Source organism: Paraburkholderia fungorum, assembly GCF_046026025.1.
In the GTDB taxonomy this organism is placed as follows: domain Bacteria; phylum Pseudomonadota; class Gammaproteobacteria; order Burkholderiales; family Burkholderiaceae; genus Paraburkholderia; species Paraburkholderia fungorum_E.
The window spans coordinates 1-14,670 of the sequence record NZ_JAQQFL010000006.1; the positions used below are offsets into that span (position 1 = coordinate 1).

General features: G+C 63.8%; 9 protein-coding genes. 2 read left to right on the forward strand and 7 right to left on the reverse strand.

Going from position 1 to position 14,670, the window contains the following annotated elements; genetic code table 11:
* Positions 1–469: 469 nt before the first annotated feature.
* From PQR67_RS08900 to purT, 6 genes are all read right to left on the reverse strand, one after another.
* Entirely contained in the window at positions 470–1,957 is a 1,488-nt protein-coding gene (locus tag PQR67_RS08900) for a DEAD/DEAH box helicase (RefSeq protein ID WP_408457214.1), read from the reverse strand.
* Between the two features lie 408 nt (positions 1,958–2,365).
* The gene (locus PQR67_RS08905) at positions 2,366–3,802 is read right to left on the reverse strand and encodes an aldehyde dehydrogenase family protein (protein WP_408457217.1); all 1,437 of its coding nucleotides are present in this window, start codon (positions 3,800–3,802) and stop codon (positions 2,366–2,368) included.
* Positions 3,803–3,893: 91 nt separating this feature from the next.
* The gene (locus tag PQR67_RS08910; protein ID WP_408457220.1) at positions 3,894–5,546 is read right to left on the reverse strand and encodes an acetolactate synthase large subunit; all 1,653 of its coding nucleotides are present in this window, start codon (positions 5,544–5,546) and stop codon (positions 3,894–3,896) included.
* Positions 5,547–5,798: 252 nt separating this feature from the next.
* Positions 5,799–6,173 (reverse strand): MliC family protein, encoded by a 375-nt coding sequence (locus PQR67_RS08915; protein ID WP_408457223.1) that lies wholly within the window; start codon positions 6,171–6,173, stop codon positions 5,799–5,801.
* A 126-nt stretch (positions 6,174–6,299) separates the two neighbouring features.
* Positions 6,300–6,512, reverse strand: coding sequence for a DUF6726 family protein (locus tag PQR67_RS08920; protein ID WP_408457226.1), 213 nt, complete (start codon positions 6,510–6,512; stop codon positions 6,300–6,302).
* A 138-nt stretch (positions 6,513–6,650) separates the two neighbouring features.
* A complete protein-coding gene (gene purT, locus PQR67_RS08925; RefSeq protein ID WP_408457229.1) occupies positions 6,651–7,865 on the reverse strand; it encodes a formate-dependent phosphoribosylglycinamide formyltransferase in 1,215 nt (404 codons plus the stop codon).
* A gap of 276 nt (positions 7,866–8,141) precedes the next feature.
* Between purT and PQR67_RS08930 the strand changes: the two genes are divergently transcribed.
* Positions 8,142–8,681 carry an META domain-containing protein gene (locus tag PQR67_RS08930; RefSeq protein ID WP_408457232.1) on the forward strand — a complete coding sequence of 180 codons (540 nt, stop codon included), beginning with the start codon at positions 8,142–8,144 and terminating at the stop codon, positions 8,679–8,681.
* 235 nt (positions 8,682–8,916) lie between these two features.
* Entirely contained in the window at positions 8,917–13,122 is a 4,206-nt protein-coding gene (locus tag PQR67_RS38255; protein WP_459251978.1) for an FtsK/SpoIIIE family DNA translocase, read from the forward strand.
* A 172-nt stretch (positions 13,123–13,294) separates the two neighbouring features.
* Here PQR67_RS38255 and PQR67_RS08940 read toward each other — a convergent pair whose 3' ends face one another.
* Positions 13,295–14,587 carry a lactonase family protein gene (locus tag PQR67_RS08940; protein WP_459251979.1) on the reverse strand — a complete coding sequence of 431 codons (1,293 nt, stop codon included), beginning with the start codon at positions 14,585–14,587 and terminating at the stop codon, positions 13,295–13,297.
* Positions 14,588–14,670 lie beyond the last annotated feature (83 nt).

Consider the following 14,670-nt stretch of genomic DNA (forward strand, 5'->3'; position numbering starts at 1 on the left):
CGTTGCCGTTGCCGTTGCCGTTGCCGTTGCCGTTGCCGTTGCCGTTGCCGTTGCCGTTGCCGTTCAACGATAGCAGCGCGACAGCGTTCGAGGCGATTGCTCGATCAAGCGGGCGGAGAGTCAGGGGGGAGTTGAGGAACTGCCGCTACGGCGCGCGGGGCGCCGCCGGAAGAATGACTGCCTTGTCACCAGAGCGGAATGTGCGAGAGCACGGATTCCAGATGCACCACTACCGTGGCTGCGCGGGGGACCCGCTTATGAGCTTACGGTGTGAAGCCGCTTTCTTTGCTTATCTTTCTTTGCGGCGGCAAAGAAAGTAAGTGCCGCCCCGCACAGGGGCAACGCTAATAGACCACCAAGAAAACAAGGAAAGGCCAAAGAACCCAGAGCAAGGAAAGGCCAACCCCATAAAACCACAGCGCAAAAAACCGCCACACAGGCAAAACAAAAAACAGAAAAACAAAAAACCTCAAGAAGACGAAGTCGACTTCCTCGGCATCCCAAACCCACCCAACAGTGCAGCCAGCGGCTGCTTGGAAGCAGCCTTCTGCGGAGCACCAGAAGAAGCAGCAGCCGCCTCTTCAACCTTGCGAACAGAAGCCGCCGACGGCTCATAAGGCTTAAGAAAGAAATCATCCACAGGCTGCGCACGATGATGATGCGGCCGATCGAACGACCCCGAACCCGACGCCCCCGAACGCCGACGACCGCCGCGCTCGTCGCGGCCTTCACCACGGCCATCCACGCGCTCACGCCGCGGCGGACGCTCTTCATGGTGATGCCGCACCGGCGCATCCACGGTCAGATGTTGCACATCCAAAGGCCGCTTGATCAGCTTCTCGATATCAGCAAGCTGCTTGCGCTCATTCGGGCTACAAAGCGACAAAGCATCACCGGAAGCCCCGGCACGCCCCGTGCGCCCAATCCGGTGCACATAATCTTCCGCATTGAACGGCAGATCGAAATTGATCACGGCGGGCAACTCGGCAATATCCAGACCTCGCGCAGCGACATCAGTCGCCACCAGCGCCTCGATCTCACCGCGCTTGAATGCATCCAGAGCCTGCATCCGCTCATTCTGCGTGCGGTCACCGTGAATCGCCGTAGCGATCACACCGTCGCGCTCCAGACTCCGCGCCAGCCGGCTCGCGCCGATCTTGCTGTTACAGAACACGATCACCTGTTTGAGGCCGCGGTCGCGAATCAGTTTAACGACGGCGCCGGTCTTGTCACCCTCGGCAACCTCATAAACGATCTGCGTCACATTCGTCGCGGTCGAATTGCTGCGCGCGACTTCGATCGTCTGCGGGTCGCGCAGATACGTGGCGGCAAGCTTCTTGATTTCGCCCGAGAACGTGGCCGAAAACAGCAGTGTCTGACGCTCCTTCGGCAGCAAGTTCAGGATGCGCTGCAAATCCGGCAGGAAGCCCATATCGAGCATCCGGTCGGCTTCGTCGAGCACGAGGATCTGCACCTGGCCGAGATTGGCGGTTTTCTGTTGTACGTGATCGAGCAGACGGCCCGGCGTGGCGATCAGAATTTCGACGCCGCGGCGCAGTTGTTCAGATTGCGGATTCATGTCGACACCGCCGAACACCACCGCGCTGCGCAGCGCCGTGTGCTTCGCATACGACTGCACGTTCGCCGCCACCTGGTCGGCCAGTTCGCGGGTCGGCGTGAGGATCAGCGCGCGCACCGGATGGCGGGCGGGCGATGCGCTCGTGCTGGCCTGCGGCAGCAGACGCTGGATGATCGGCAGCGAAAAGCTCGCCGTCTTGCCGGTGCCGGTTTGCGCGGCGCCCATCATGTCACGGCCGGCCAGCACGACAGGAATCGCCTGCTCCTGGATCGGCGTAGGGATGGTGTAGCCCGATTCTTTGACGGCTTTCAGGATGTCGGGCGCGAGACCGAATTGATCAAAAGTCGCAGTGCTGGGCGTGACGGCTGTGTCGGACATGGTGGCTTTCGCTAAAAATGCGCTTGGCGCGGTGCGCGCGGCAGCGGTCGGAACCGCAGAGGGCATCAGGATGAAGGCGGAGCCACGGCGTTCCGCACGGGACCCGTCAGTGTTACGGGAAAAATGCGGCCGGCTCCGGCCGGCGGAAACACCCGCCGGAAAGGCCGGTATTGTAGCACTTCAGCAAAAACACTCATGGCGCATCTGCCGGCTTTCTGCTTACGTCGGCGAAAGCCGGCCGCCTGCGGTTAAACCCGGGCGCTAGCACTACGGCCCGAAACGGCCCTAAATGACCCTAAACACGCCCCGAAGCGCCACGTAAGCGCCCCAAAGCGCCGCCACACGCCCGCGCGCCTCGCTGGCAGCGTAGTTCGCCTACGCGACAGTTGCGTGACAGCGCGCACGCCGTCACCACGTCTCGCGCATCACCATCAGGCGCATCTCGGTCATATCCTCGATCGCGTAGCGCACACCCTCGCGCCCCAGCCCGGAATCCTTCACGCCGCCATACGGCATGTTGTCGACCCGGAACGACGGCACGTCGCCGATCACCACACCACCCACGTCGAGTAAATCCCACGCGCGGTGCGCATGCGCGAGCGAATCGGTGAATACGCCGGCTTGCAGGCCGAAGTCGCTGTCGTTGACGGTGGCCAGCGCGGTGTCAAAATCATCGAAACGCTCCAGAATCGCCACCGGGCCGAAGGCTTCCTTGCGATAGAGATCGGTGTCGCGCTTCACGCCTTCGAGCAGCGTAGCCTCGAACATCGCCCCCTCCACCTTGCCGCCGGCGACAATCTTCGCGCCTGCCTGCACCGCGCTGTCCATCCAGCCGGCGAGACGTTTGGACTCCGATTCGGAGATCATTGGCCCGACAAAGGTCTTTTCGTCCTTCGGATCGCCCATGATCAGCGACTTCGTCTTGGCGATCAGCTTCTCGCGCAGCGCGTCGTAGACGTTCGCATGCACCAGAATCCGCTGCACACCGATGCAGCTCTGCCCCGACTGATAGAAGGCGCCGAACGCCAGCCGGTCAACCACGTAGTCGAGCTTGCCGCCCTGATCGCCGTCGACGATCGCCGCCGCGTTGCCGCCCAGCTCCAGAATCACCTTCTTCTTGCCGGCTTTTTTCTTCAGATCCCAGCCTACCGCGGGCGAACCGGTGAAGGACAGCAGCTTGAAACGCTCGTCGGTGGTGAACAGATCGGCGCCGTCGCGATGCGCCGGGAGAATAGAGAACGCGCCTTTCGGCAAGTCGGTTTCGGCCAGAATCTCGCCCATGATGAGCGCGCCGACCGGCGTGCGGCTCGCCGGTTTCAACACAAACGGCACACCCGCCGCGATCGCCGGCGCGACCTTGTGCGCGGTCAGGTTCAACGGGAAATTGAACGGTGAGATAAACGAGCACGGCCCGATCGGCACACGTTTCACATAGCCGTGATAACCCTTCGCCCGCGGCGAAATCTCCAGATTGATGATCTCGCCGTCGATGCGCACCGACTCTTCAGCCGCCACCTTGAACGTATCGATCAGACGCGTGACCTCGCCTTTCGAGTCGTTGATCGGCTTGCCCGCTTCGATGCACAGCGCGAGCGCCAGCTCGTCGTAACGCTCGCGGAACCGCTTCACGCAATGTTCGAGCACGGCCTGGCGCTTGAACGGTGGAAACGCGCGCAACGCCGGCATCGCCTCGACGGCATAGCCGATCGCTTTGTCGATCGCCGCCGCGTCCGCCATCGCCACACGGGTCGCCACTTCGCCGCTGAATTTATCCGTGACTTCGAGATCGGTGTTGGCGGCCACCGCAACGTTGGCGAGGTAGTACGGGTAAGTCTTGTTCAACATGACGCGTTCTCCTTGATCCAAAGTCTGACGTCAGCCATGCAGCCAGCAAGGACGATGCCCCGCTACCGCACGTCGGCGCCCCGTTCATCGCTCATAGTTGCGCACTCAGCCGCTTGATCTCGCGATTCAGCACGCGCTCGTTGTCCGAGTAGTCGATCGGCAAATCGATCACATGCACACCCGGTGTCGCGAAACACTCGCGCAGCAGCGGCGCGAATTCCGCGGCCGACTCGATGCGATGCCCCTTCGCGCCGTAACTCTCTGCATACGCGACGAAATCGGGGTTGCTCAGCGTCATGCCGTAGTCCGGGAAGTTCATGTTTTCCTGCTTCCAGCGGATCATGCCGAACGCGTCGTCGCGCAAAATCAGAACCACCAGATCAAGCTTCAGACGCACGGCCGTTTCCAGCTCCTGCGAATTCATCAGGAAGCCGCCGTCGCCGCACACCGCCATGACCTTGCGGTCCGGATGCACGATCTTGGTCGCGATCGCCGACGGCAAGCCGGCGCCCATCGACGCCAACGCGTTATCGAGCAGCAGCGAATTCGGTTCATGCGCCCGGTAGTAGCGCGCGAACCAGATCTTGTACATGCCGTTGTCCAGACACACGATGCCGTCGACCGGTGTGGTTTCGTAGACGTCGTTGACGATCCGCACCGGGTACATTGGGAAACGGTCGTCGTGCTGGCCTTTGACCAGATGCGCCTCGAAGTGCTGCTTGATCTCCTTGAAACGCGTGAAGTCCCAATGCTCCTGCCGCTCCTTGAGACTTTCCTTGAGCTGCCACACCGCATTGGCGATGTCACCCACCACTTCGATCTGCGGGAAATACACCGTATCGACTTCCGCGCCGAGAAAGTTGACGTGAATCACCGTCTTCTCACCGGCGTCGCCGCTGCGCATGAAGAACGGCGGCTTCTCGATCACGTCGTGGCCGACATTGATGATGCAATCCGCGTGGTCGATCGCGCGGTGCACGAAGTCGCCGTCGGACAAGGTCGCGTTGCCGAGCCACATCGGGTGTGACTCGTCGATCACGCCCTTGCCCATCTGCGTCGTAAAGAACGGAATGCCGATCTGGTCGACGAATTCGCGCAACATCTTGGTGGTGGTCTTGCGATTGCCGCCGGCGCCGATCATCAGCAAGGGGTGCTTGGCTTTCGTGATCGCCTCGACCGCGCGCGCCACGGCCTTTTCCTCGGCAACGGGGCGGCGGCTGAAGCTCTTCGGGATCGGATGGCCGTCGCCCTCTTCGTGCGCAACGTCTTCCGGCAATTCGAGGTGTGTGGCGCCGGGCCGCTCTTCTTCCGCCTGACGGACCGCCTCGCGCACCGCCGCCGGAATATTGCCGATCGACACGATCTGCCGCGTGTACTTGGTGAGCGGTTCCATCATCCGCACCACGTCGACGATCTGAAAATGTCCCTGCTTGCTCGACTTGATCGGTTTTTGGCCGGTCACCATCAACATCGGCATGCCGCCTAACTGCGCGTACGCGGCCGCGGTCACGAAATTGGTCGCGCCCGGTCCCAAGGTGGCCAGGCACACGCCCGTGCGTCCGGTCAGGCGTCCATACGTGGCGGCCATGAAACCGGCTGCCTGTTCGTGGCGCGTCAGAATCAGACGAATTTTCGAGCGGCGCAGCGATTCGAGCAGATCGAGATTTTCTTCACCGGGGATGCCGAACACGTACTCGACACCTTCGGCTTCCAGCGATTTGACGAACAGGTCCGATGCTTTCATGGAGGGTCTCGCTTGATGAAACGGGCGCGGGCTTTGAGCCCGCCCGTTGGGGTCCGGTATCGGACAATCGAAGACGACGACAACCGGCGCAATGCGTGCGGCGCACGGCATGGCATGCCGGTACAGCGGATGCCACGCCGGACAGCTTACTACTCGAACGGAAAGGATGCGCGCAGGCGGGCAGCGCCGCAAGGCTGAAACGAACGTAAGACAAGGCAGGCGGCAGGGTTGAAGAGAGCCGCCGCATCGCGCTCAGCGATTGAGATTGGTGGTGATGCAGTCGGACAGCATCGGCGGGGCATTTTCGCCGTCCGTCGCGTCGTACAGGTCGGCACGCGGGCCCTTGGTCCACCAGGTATAGCTACCGGCCTGATACTTCGCGCCGGAGGCCGAGAGTGTATTGACGAACAGCAGTTGCTGGCCCTTCACCGGCACCAGCGCGAAGCTTTGGCCGTTTGCCGTATTCCAGTAGGTCACTTGCAGAATCTTGCCGGTCGCGCAGGTGTATTTGTGCGTCTGGCGAGTCTTGGCCTGAATCTCGGAGAGCGGCAATGGCGCGGCCCATGCATTCCCGTACAACGCCGCGAGACCCGCTGCCGTGGCGACTGCAACAAGCCATTTCTTCATGAGATGCCTCGATCGTTGTTGCACATCGAGCACGAGCGGCGTGCCCTGGTTTGCGCCCGCCGTTGCGGCTGGGCTGCGCCACCGGATGATGGCTCGTGGCGCTATCGTGAATCAGTGGTGAACCGCTTATGGATCGATCACGCTGGCGCAGGCGTCGGTCGGCGCGGCGGCGACGTGTCCGACCAGCGGCACAATCTTCAAACCGGCCGACGCCACCCGGCACGGCGCGGCGGCAAGGCCGCACCCCGCCATCCCGGCACAGAGCGCGAGCACCACACCCAGTGCGCCGAGACGGCCGAACCTTCCAGACCGCATGTTCTTGCGGGACTCCAGGACCATACGTACCTCTACTTCAGCGAACTTCAATGAATCGGGTGGCGCGCGCGACACGTTTCGCTCGGCGCGCGCATTACTTCACTGCACTTCATTTCACATCAACACATTGCAACGCAGCCTTGCCGCGTACTCCGGCGCGCGTTACTTCGTGGAAACCGGCCGCACTGCCGCCGCGGCCTGCTTCGCACGCGAGCGGGCTTCGGCGATCGTCTCGCCGGTGGCCAGCGCCACACCCATGCGGCGCTTCACAAAGCTCTCGGGCTTGCCGAACAGACGCAAATCCGCATTCGGCACGGCGAGAGCCGCGGCAACGCCTTCGAAAGCGATAGCCGCCTCGTCCAGACCGCCATAAATCACCGCCGACGCGCCCGGGGCCCGCAGCGACGTATCCACCGGCAAGCCGAGGATCGCGCGCGCATGCAGTTCAAACTCCGAGAAGCGTTGCGAGCACAGCGTGACCAGACCCGTATCGTGCGGACGGGGGCTGACTTCCGAAAACCATACGTCATCGCCGCGCACGAAAAGTTCCACACCGAACAGGCCTCTGCCGCCCAATGCCGCAGTCACCTTGTGCGCCACTTCGCGCGAACGTTCCAGCGCGAGCGGGCTCATCGGCTGTGGCTGCCACGATTCGACGTAGTCGCCCGCCACCTGCACGTGGCCGATCGGGTCGCAGAAATACGTACTGACCGCGCCGCTCGCCGGATCGATCGCGCGCACGGTCAGTTGCGTGATTTCGTATTCGAAGTCAATAAAGCCTTCGACAATCACCCGGCCGTGATTCACGCGGCCACCCGCCATCGCGTATTGCCAGGCGGGTTCGACGTCCGCGTCGCTTTTCAGCACCGACTGCCCCTTGCCCGACGACGACATCACCGGCTTCACCACGCACGGATAGCCGACCTTGGCGATGCCGGCGCGCAGTTCCTCGAGCGAATCGGCGAACGCGTACGGCGAGGTCGGCAGGCCGAGCTCTTCAGCGGCCAGACGGCGGATGCCTTCCCGGTTCATGGTGAGTTGCGTGGCGCGCGCGGTCGGGATCACTTCGGCGAGACCGTCGGTTTCGATGGCGGCGAGCGCGTCGGTTGCGATCGCCTCGATCTCGGGGACGATCAGGTGCGGGCGTTCCTGTTCGACGAGCGCGCGCAAGGCGGCGCGATCGGTCATGTCGATCACGTGCGAGCGATGCGCGACCTGATGACCCGGCGCATTCGGATAACGGTCGACGGCGATCACTTCGACGCCCAGCCGTTGCAGCGCGATGATCACTTCCTTGCCGAGCTCGCCGGCGCCGAGCAGCATGACGCGCGTGGCGGATTCAGAAAGGGGCGTGCCGATCCGTTGGCCGATCTGCATGAGGTCTCCAGATAAAAGTCGGATGAGGGTGGGATTGGGTAGAGCACGATGTTAACATGCGCACCCCGATGCGCACCCCGATGCACACCCCGTTGCGCATCCGCGCCGCGCCTTGCTCGCCGGGTCTGCATTGCCATTTGTGCGTAAGGCGCGCAGAAGGCGCTACGGCGCTCACTGCGACGCACGTGTTTAAGCCCGCTCACGCCGTTGCGCTCGCGTGCGGCGCGCTTAGTGCGTTACCCTTACGCCTTCGCCAGTTTGAAGAGGAACGACGCCATGCTCCAAAGCGCCTCCCCGCGACGTGTTGCGCGCTTTATCCCGTACGCGCGCACGGCCATCGTCGCGTTGAGCGTCGCCGCGCTATGCAGCGCGTGCGCCATCCCGAAGCATCCCGATTCGGAAGCGGCTCCGCCCGATCCGTTCAATCCGGCCGCCACCCAGTTGCTCGACAACACGAGTTGGGTACTCACCGGCTGGAAACAGGCCGACGGCACGGCACGCGCGATTCCGTCCGCCGATCAGGGCGCGCCGATCACGCTGGTACTTTCCACCGCCACGGGTCTGCGCCACGCCAGCGGCTTTTCCGGCTGCAATCGCTACATGGCTTCGTATGCGCTGAAAGACGGCAAGCTGAGCTTCGGCGCCCTGGGCAGCACGCGCATGGCCTGCGCGACGCCGGGTGGGCAGATCGAAGGCCCCTATCTCAACGCACTGGAGCATATCGAACGCACCGGCGTACAGATGCGCGCGCCGCAGCAGATGCAGCTCATGCTCGATAACGGCGACACGCTCACGTTCGACAGCAGCGCCAAATGACGGCTACACGGGCCGATAAACGGATGGTTCGGATGCGCCCTCGTAACCGAACCTGTCCGCATGGCGCACGCAGGCCCCGGTAGCAGTCGTTGTTTTTCACCGACGGCAGGTCGCGGGTCGGCCTGCCATCCCATTCGACGCAAGCATACTTGCGTTTGCCTGCGAAGCATCGGGCTTCGCCGGTTAAACTCGACGGATTGCCTTTTTACGCGTCCGTCATTCGCTGATGTCTAGTATGCACACGGTAGTTTTCGGCTGGTTCGGCGGGTCAGCCGTCTGGTTCATTCCTCTTTTGTGGCGTCTCGTGAAGTCGGCGCTGCCAGGCGGCGCAGGTTTGCGCGGCCCCGGCACGATCCGCCTTTGGCTCGGCTTCGTCTGCGTGATGGTGGCGAGCTGCACGCTAGAGGCGTCGCTGATCGACGCGGTCGGCGTAAATGGTTTGGGCCACGCGCTGGCAGCGGGCTTCAGCCATTTGCTCGGGCATATCGGCACGCCGCTCGCGGCGCTTGTCCTGCTCGCGATCAGCCTGCCCTGGCTGATCGACTTCCGCTGGCGCGACGTTGCCGTGTGGGCCGACGGTGCATTCGGCCTCGGGCTGTCGCGCGGCCTCGCCAAACGCGACGAGGAAGCGCGCCGCCATCGCAGCATCGACGACGGTTTACCGTCGCACGTGTCGCCGGCCACCAATACGATGGCGCCCAAAAGCAACGGACGTTATGCGCGCCCGACCGTCTGGCGGCCGCCGGCGAGTGGCCGCGGCGCGGCGGCGGCCGGCGGTGTGGCGGGTGCGGCGGCGGCCAAGGACGCAACGGCGAGCGGTGCAGGGGCAAGCTGGCGCGCCGGCGCGGTGAAGACGCGCAGCCAGGCCGCGCAGGCAGAACCGGTGCTGCGGACGTCCGCCGGGACACCGCCGCGCCAGGCGCCGCGGCCAGTGCCGTTGCAAACCCAGACGCCCGTACCAACAGATTCGCTAAAAACGAACAAGGCTGCATGGATGCCGGCCGAGCCCGTTGCGCCGGCCGGGTGGTTGCGCGAGTCGGCCACCACGCCGCGCGCGCACGTTGCGGCTTCGGCGGCTTCGGCGGCTTCGGCGGCTTCGGCGGCTTCGGCGGCTTCGGCGGCTCAAGCATCCCATACCATGGCGGCCGCGAGGATGGCGGCAGCTTCGTCAGCCGGTTCGTCGCCCAGTCCGACGCCGAGTGCCTCGGCCGGCGCGGCCCGTCCGTCCAGGACTCAAGCTACAGCGGCCGAAATATCTCAAGGAAGTCGCCCCGCGGCGGCTCAGCCGCCGTTCTCACCCGCTCCTCGCACGAACGTCAACAGCGCGCCGGCGCAATCCGCGCGGCGTCCGGCTTCTTTCGGTGCGCCGGCGCCCAGCTATACCCGGCCGATGCCCGCCGCGCAGAAAATCACGCCGCCTGCCAGCGTCCAGGAAACGCTTCGCAGCATCGCTGAAAACGCCGCGCGCTGGACCGACATTGCCGGCGTCAGCCTCGCACGGAGCAGCGGCACGGACAACACGATGGTCACAACGGCTCCGCTGAGCACCGCGTCATCGCTCGAAGCTGGGCAATCGGGCGTGGCTTCGTCGCGTGCGAGCGACGTTGAGATGACTGCGGCACAGGGTGTGGACGCACCTTTGCAGGATGTCGCCAAAGCTGGGTTGGACCCGACGTCAGCACAGTCACGGGCAGAAACGACACGCGTTGAAACCGCATTCGAGGCGCCGGTCGAGGAATACACCGAGCCCGTCGTGCAATGGCCGATTGAGCCACCGATCATCCAGGCACCGCTGGTTGCGGCATCCGTACCGGCACTCGCACCGGCATTGGCCCAGGCTTCGGTACCGGCGGGGGTGTTGGCATCGGCATCGGCATACGAACACACAGAAGCACTGGCCCCGGTCACGCAACATGCCATGCCGGTACAGGTATCGACGCAAGCACCAACAGAAGCATCGCCATCGGCGCAGACATCGGCACACGCTCAAACAGAAGCATCCGCGCAGGCATTGGCACAAGTGCGACCAGAGTCGCCAGCCCCAGCCACGCAGCATGCTGCGCCGGCAGCCACTCCAACGCCATTTCAAATCTTCGCGGCCCAATTGCACGCGAGCGGCGCGCAAGCGGACGTGTCGCAGTTCGTCGAAGAAGAGCAGACGCCACCGCCCACCACGACGCCAGCTCCAATTGCAGAAGTCGTGTTCGACAAAACACTGGCGCCTTGGGAAACAAGGATCGATGCTGTCGTGTCGCCGCGAATCGCGGTGACGGCGGACGTGCCGCATGAGCGCGGCACCAGCGCGCCTGGCGAGTCCATGCCGATGCATCAGGCCAGCCCGCCGTGGCACGTCGCGAGCGCGAGCGAAGCGTTCGCGCCAGTCCAAGCAGAAACAACCAACACCCCTGCCCTACCGGATGACGCGAACTTATCCGACAATTTGAGCTCGTCATCCGCATCGGACGCATCGGACGCATCGGACGCATCGGACGCATCGGACGCATCGGACGCATCGGACGCATCGGACGCATCGGACGCATCACGCGTCTCGAACGTCTCGAACGTCTCGACCACCGCCGTGGCAGTCCCGGCTCAAAGCGCCGCATCGCATGCGTCGAACGTGGTTCGCTTCCCCGGCTTCGCGGTTCAGGCCACGCCTGCGAGCCCCGCCGCCCTCGTTGACGCCGCGGCCACCGCCACCGCCAACGGACTGGCCTACGCACAGAGCGCACAGAACGCGCAAAGCGCGCCGAACGCCCCAGCATCAGCAGCACCAACGAGCTTCCCAGCGGCACCAACCGCCCCAACCACACCTCTAGCAACCCACTTCGCAAACGAGCCCGCGACCGAACCCGCCGAACCCGCCGAGCTCACCGAATCCACCGAACCGGCAGCCCAACGCACCCCGCCGCGCGGCAACACCCCGGCCAACGGCTTCGAATTCCGCGCGCCGGCAGCGTCGATGGTCGAGTTGCCAACGCTCGATCTGCTCGCACGCGCCGATACCGACGTCGAACCTGTTTCAGAAGAAAAGCTCATCGAAACCGGCCTGCTGATCGAGCAGCGTCTGCAGGAATTCAAGGTGCCGGTGACCGTGGTCGGCCACTCGGCCGGCCCCGTCATTACGCGCTTTGAGATCGAGCCGGCGCTTGGCGTGCGCGGCAGTCAGATCGTCGGCCTGATGAAGGACTTGTCGCGCGGCCTAGGTCTCACGTCGATCCGCGTGGTCGAGACGATTCCGGGCAAGACCTGCATGGGGCTGGAGTTACCGAATGCAAAGCGGCAGACGATCCGCCTGTCCGAAATCCTCGAAGCCAACGTCTACCAGCACTCGCATTCACAGTTGACGCTGGCGATGGGCAAAGACATCACCGGCCATCCGGTGGTCGCCGATCTGGCGAAAGCGCCGCACATGCTGGTTGCCGGCACAACGGGTTCGGGCAAGTCCGTGGCGATCAACGCCATGATCTGCTCGCTGCTGTACAAGGCGACGCCGGAAGAAGTGCGGCTCATCATGATCGACCCGAAGATGCTGGAACTGTCGGTCTACGAAGGCATTCCACATCTGCTCGCGCCGGTCGTCACCGATATGAAGCTGGCGGCCAACGCGCTGAACTGGTGTGTCGGCGAAATGGAAAAACGCTATCGACTGATGTCCGCGGTCGGCGTGCGCAACCTGCCCGGGTTCAACCAGAAGATCCGCGATACGGAGGCCAAGGGTAAGAAGCTCGGCAACCCGTTCTCGCTGACGCCGGAAGCCCCCGAACCGCTCGCACCGCTGCCGCTGATCGTGGTGGTGATCGACGAGCTGGCCGACCTGATGATGGTCGCGGGCAAAAAGATCGAAGAGCTGATTGCGCGTCTCGCGCAGAAGGCGCGCGCGGCCGGCATTCACCTGATTCTGGCGACGCAGCGTCCGTCGGTGGACGTGATCACCGGCCTCATCAAGGCGAACATTCCGACGCGCGTGGCGTTCCAGGTGTCGTCGAAAATCGACTCGCGCACGATTCTTGATCAGATGGGCGCCGAATCGCTGCTCGGCCAGGGCGACATGCTGTTCCTGCCGCCGGGCACGGGCTACCCGCAGCGCGTACACGGCGCATTCGTCGCCGACGAGGAAGTGCATCGGATCGTCGAGTATCTGAAGCAGTTCGGCGAACCACAGTACGAAGAAGGCATTCTCGACGGCCCGGCCACTGAAGGCGCATCGCCCGATCTGTTCGGCGATACGCCGGATGCCGAAGCCGATCCGCTTTACGACGAAGCCGTCGCCTTCGTGGTGCGCACGCGGCGCGCGTCGATCTCGTCGGTGCAGCGCCAATTGCGCATCGGCTATAACCGCGCGGCACGCCTCGTCGAGCAGATGGAGACAGCAGGCCTGGTGTCGGCAATGGGCATCAACGGCAGCCGTGAGGTGCTCGCACCGGGACCCGCGGAATAACAGGAATAACACGCAAATACACGCGTGCAACCGGCACCCTCCAAGCCGCACCAGCCGAAAAAATGGGCCGCTCAGTTCACCGGGCGGCCCATTTTCTTACACGGCAGACAGATTCAGATCACACGGCATCGCGAATGCCGGCGGACATTCATGGCGCGCGCCTGACCAGCACTCACGACGGCGACACCAGCTTGAAGTCCACCGGCGAACCCAGTTCGAACTGCTTCGGATTCGCTTCGAGCAAACCGCTTTGCTGGTCGCGCCTGAACACCACCACCGTATCGCTGTTCTGATTGCCGACGATCAGCCAATTGCCGGTCGGGTCGATCGCGAACTCGCGCGGCGACTTGCCGAGGCTCGGCTGATGCCCGATCTTCTTCAGATGACCGTTGGCCGGATCGACGGAGAAGATCACGATATCGTTCGCGTCGCCGCGATTGGTGGCGTACAGGAAGCGCCCGTCCGGCGACAGGTGAATGGCGGCGGCGCCGACCGCGCCCTTGAAGCCCGGCTCGGCCAGCGTGATCGTTTGCACCTGCGCGAGCTTGCCGTCGTTGTAGTTGAAGGTGCTGACCGTGCCGGCCAGCTCGCTCGTCAGGTACGCATGCTTGCCGTCCGCGCCGAACACCAGGTGACGCGGGCCCGTGCCGGCTTTCTCCTGGGTGTAACGCCAGTCGGTCGGACCGAACAGGCCGCGGCTGCCGTCCGGCGTGTAGCGGTACGAATACAGCTTGTCGGCGCCCAGGTCCTGTGCGAACAGGTAGTGCCCGTCCGGCGAGAACACGGTGGAATGAACGTGCGAGTTGTCCTGCCGCCCCTTCACCGGACCGCCGCCTTCATGGTGCACCGTGAGCACCGACGCGCCCACCTGGCCGTCCGCCTGCAACGGAAACACCGCGAAGCTGCCGCCCGGATCGGCCGCCACCGAGTAGTTCGCGGTCAGCAGATATTTGCCGTCCGGCGACAGCTTCAGATAGCACGGGTCATTGCCGTCGGACGAAACCTTGTTGAGAAAGGTCAACTGGCCGCTCGCGGCATCGAAGCGAAACGCGCTGATGCCACCGCGTTGCGTGGCCGGACCGTTGTCGCCCGGCAATTCGTTGACCGCATAGACGAAGCGCCGGTCAGCGCTCACCACCAGATATGACGGGTTGACCGTCTGCGCGACCGACACACGCGTTGCTTCGCCCGTCTTCGTGTCGAAGCGATAGACGTAGAGGCCCTCGCTCTTGCCGCCGGTGTAAGTACCGACCAGCATGTCATAGACGCCGTCGGCGGGGGCCGGGCCGGAATCTTGCGCAAACGCATGCGAAGCAACAATCGAGACCATGAGCACGAAACCTTTTATTATCGAGCGGGCGGAGCGCAATGGAACTGGCCGGGCGCCGCGCCATGAGGTGGATTGAGCAGAAGGCAAAGAAGGGCTTGAAGCGGCGCGCACTGCGGCCCGGTGACGACGAAGCATGGGACCTCCTGGACATCGGTTATCGGGTGGATTCGGTTGTAACGGTGTCTCTGGTCTGCCGCGCAATCGGTCGAATTGTTTTA

Coding starts and splice junctions, on each gene's coding strand:
- PQR67_RS08930 (WP_408457232.1), top strand. CDS start 8,142: ATGCTCCAAAGCGCCTCCCCGCGACGTGTTGCGCGCTTTATCCCGTAC.
- PQR67_RS38255 (WP_459251978.1), top strand. CDS start 8,917: ATGCACACGGTAGTTTTCGGCTGGTTCGGCGGGTCAGCCGTCTGGTTC.
- purT (WP_408457229.1), bottom strand. CDS start 7,865: ATGCAGATCGGCCAACGGATCGGCACGCCCCTTTCTGAATCCGCCACG.
- PQR67_RS08910 (WP_408457220.1), bottom strand. CDS start 5,546: ATGAAAGCATCGGACCTGTTCGTCAAATCGCTGGAAGCCGAAGGTGTC.
- PQR67_RS08920 (WP_408457226.1), bottom strand. CDS start 6,512: ATGGTCCTGGAGTCCCGCAAGAACATGCGGTCTGGAAGGTTCGGCCGT.
- PQR67_RS08940 (WP_459251979.1), bottom strand. CDS start 14,587: ATGCTTCGTCGTCACCGGGCCGCAGTGCGCGCCGCTTCAAGCCCTTCT.
- PQR67_RS08900 (WP_408457214.1), bottom strand. CDS start 1,957: ATGTCCGACACAGCCGTCACGCCCAGCACTGCGACTTTTGATCAATTC.
- PQR67_RS08915 (WP_408457223.1), bottom strand. CDS start 6,173: ATGAAGAAATGGCTTGTTGCAGTCGCCACGGCAGCGGGTCTCGCGGCG.
- PQR67_RS08905 (WP_408457217.1), bottom strand. CDS start 3,802: ATGTTGAACAAGACTTACCCGTACTACCTCGCCAACGTTGCGGTGGCC.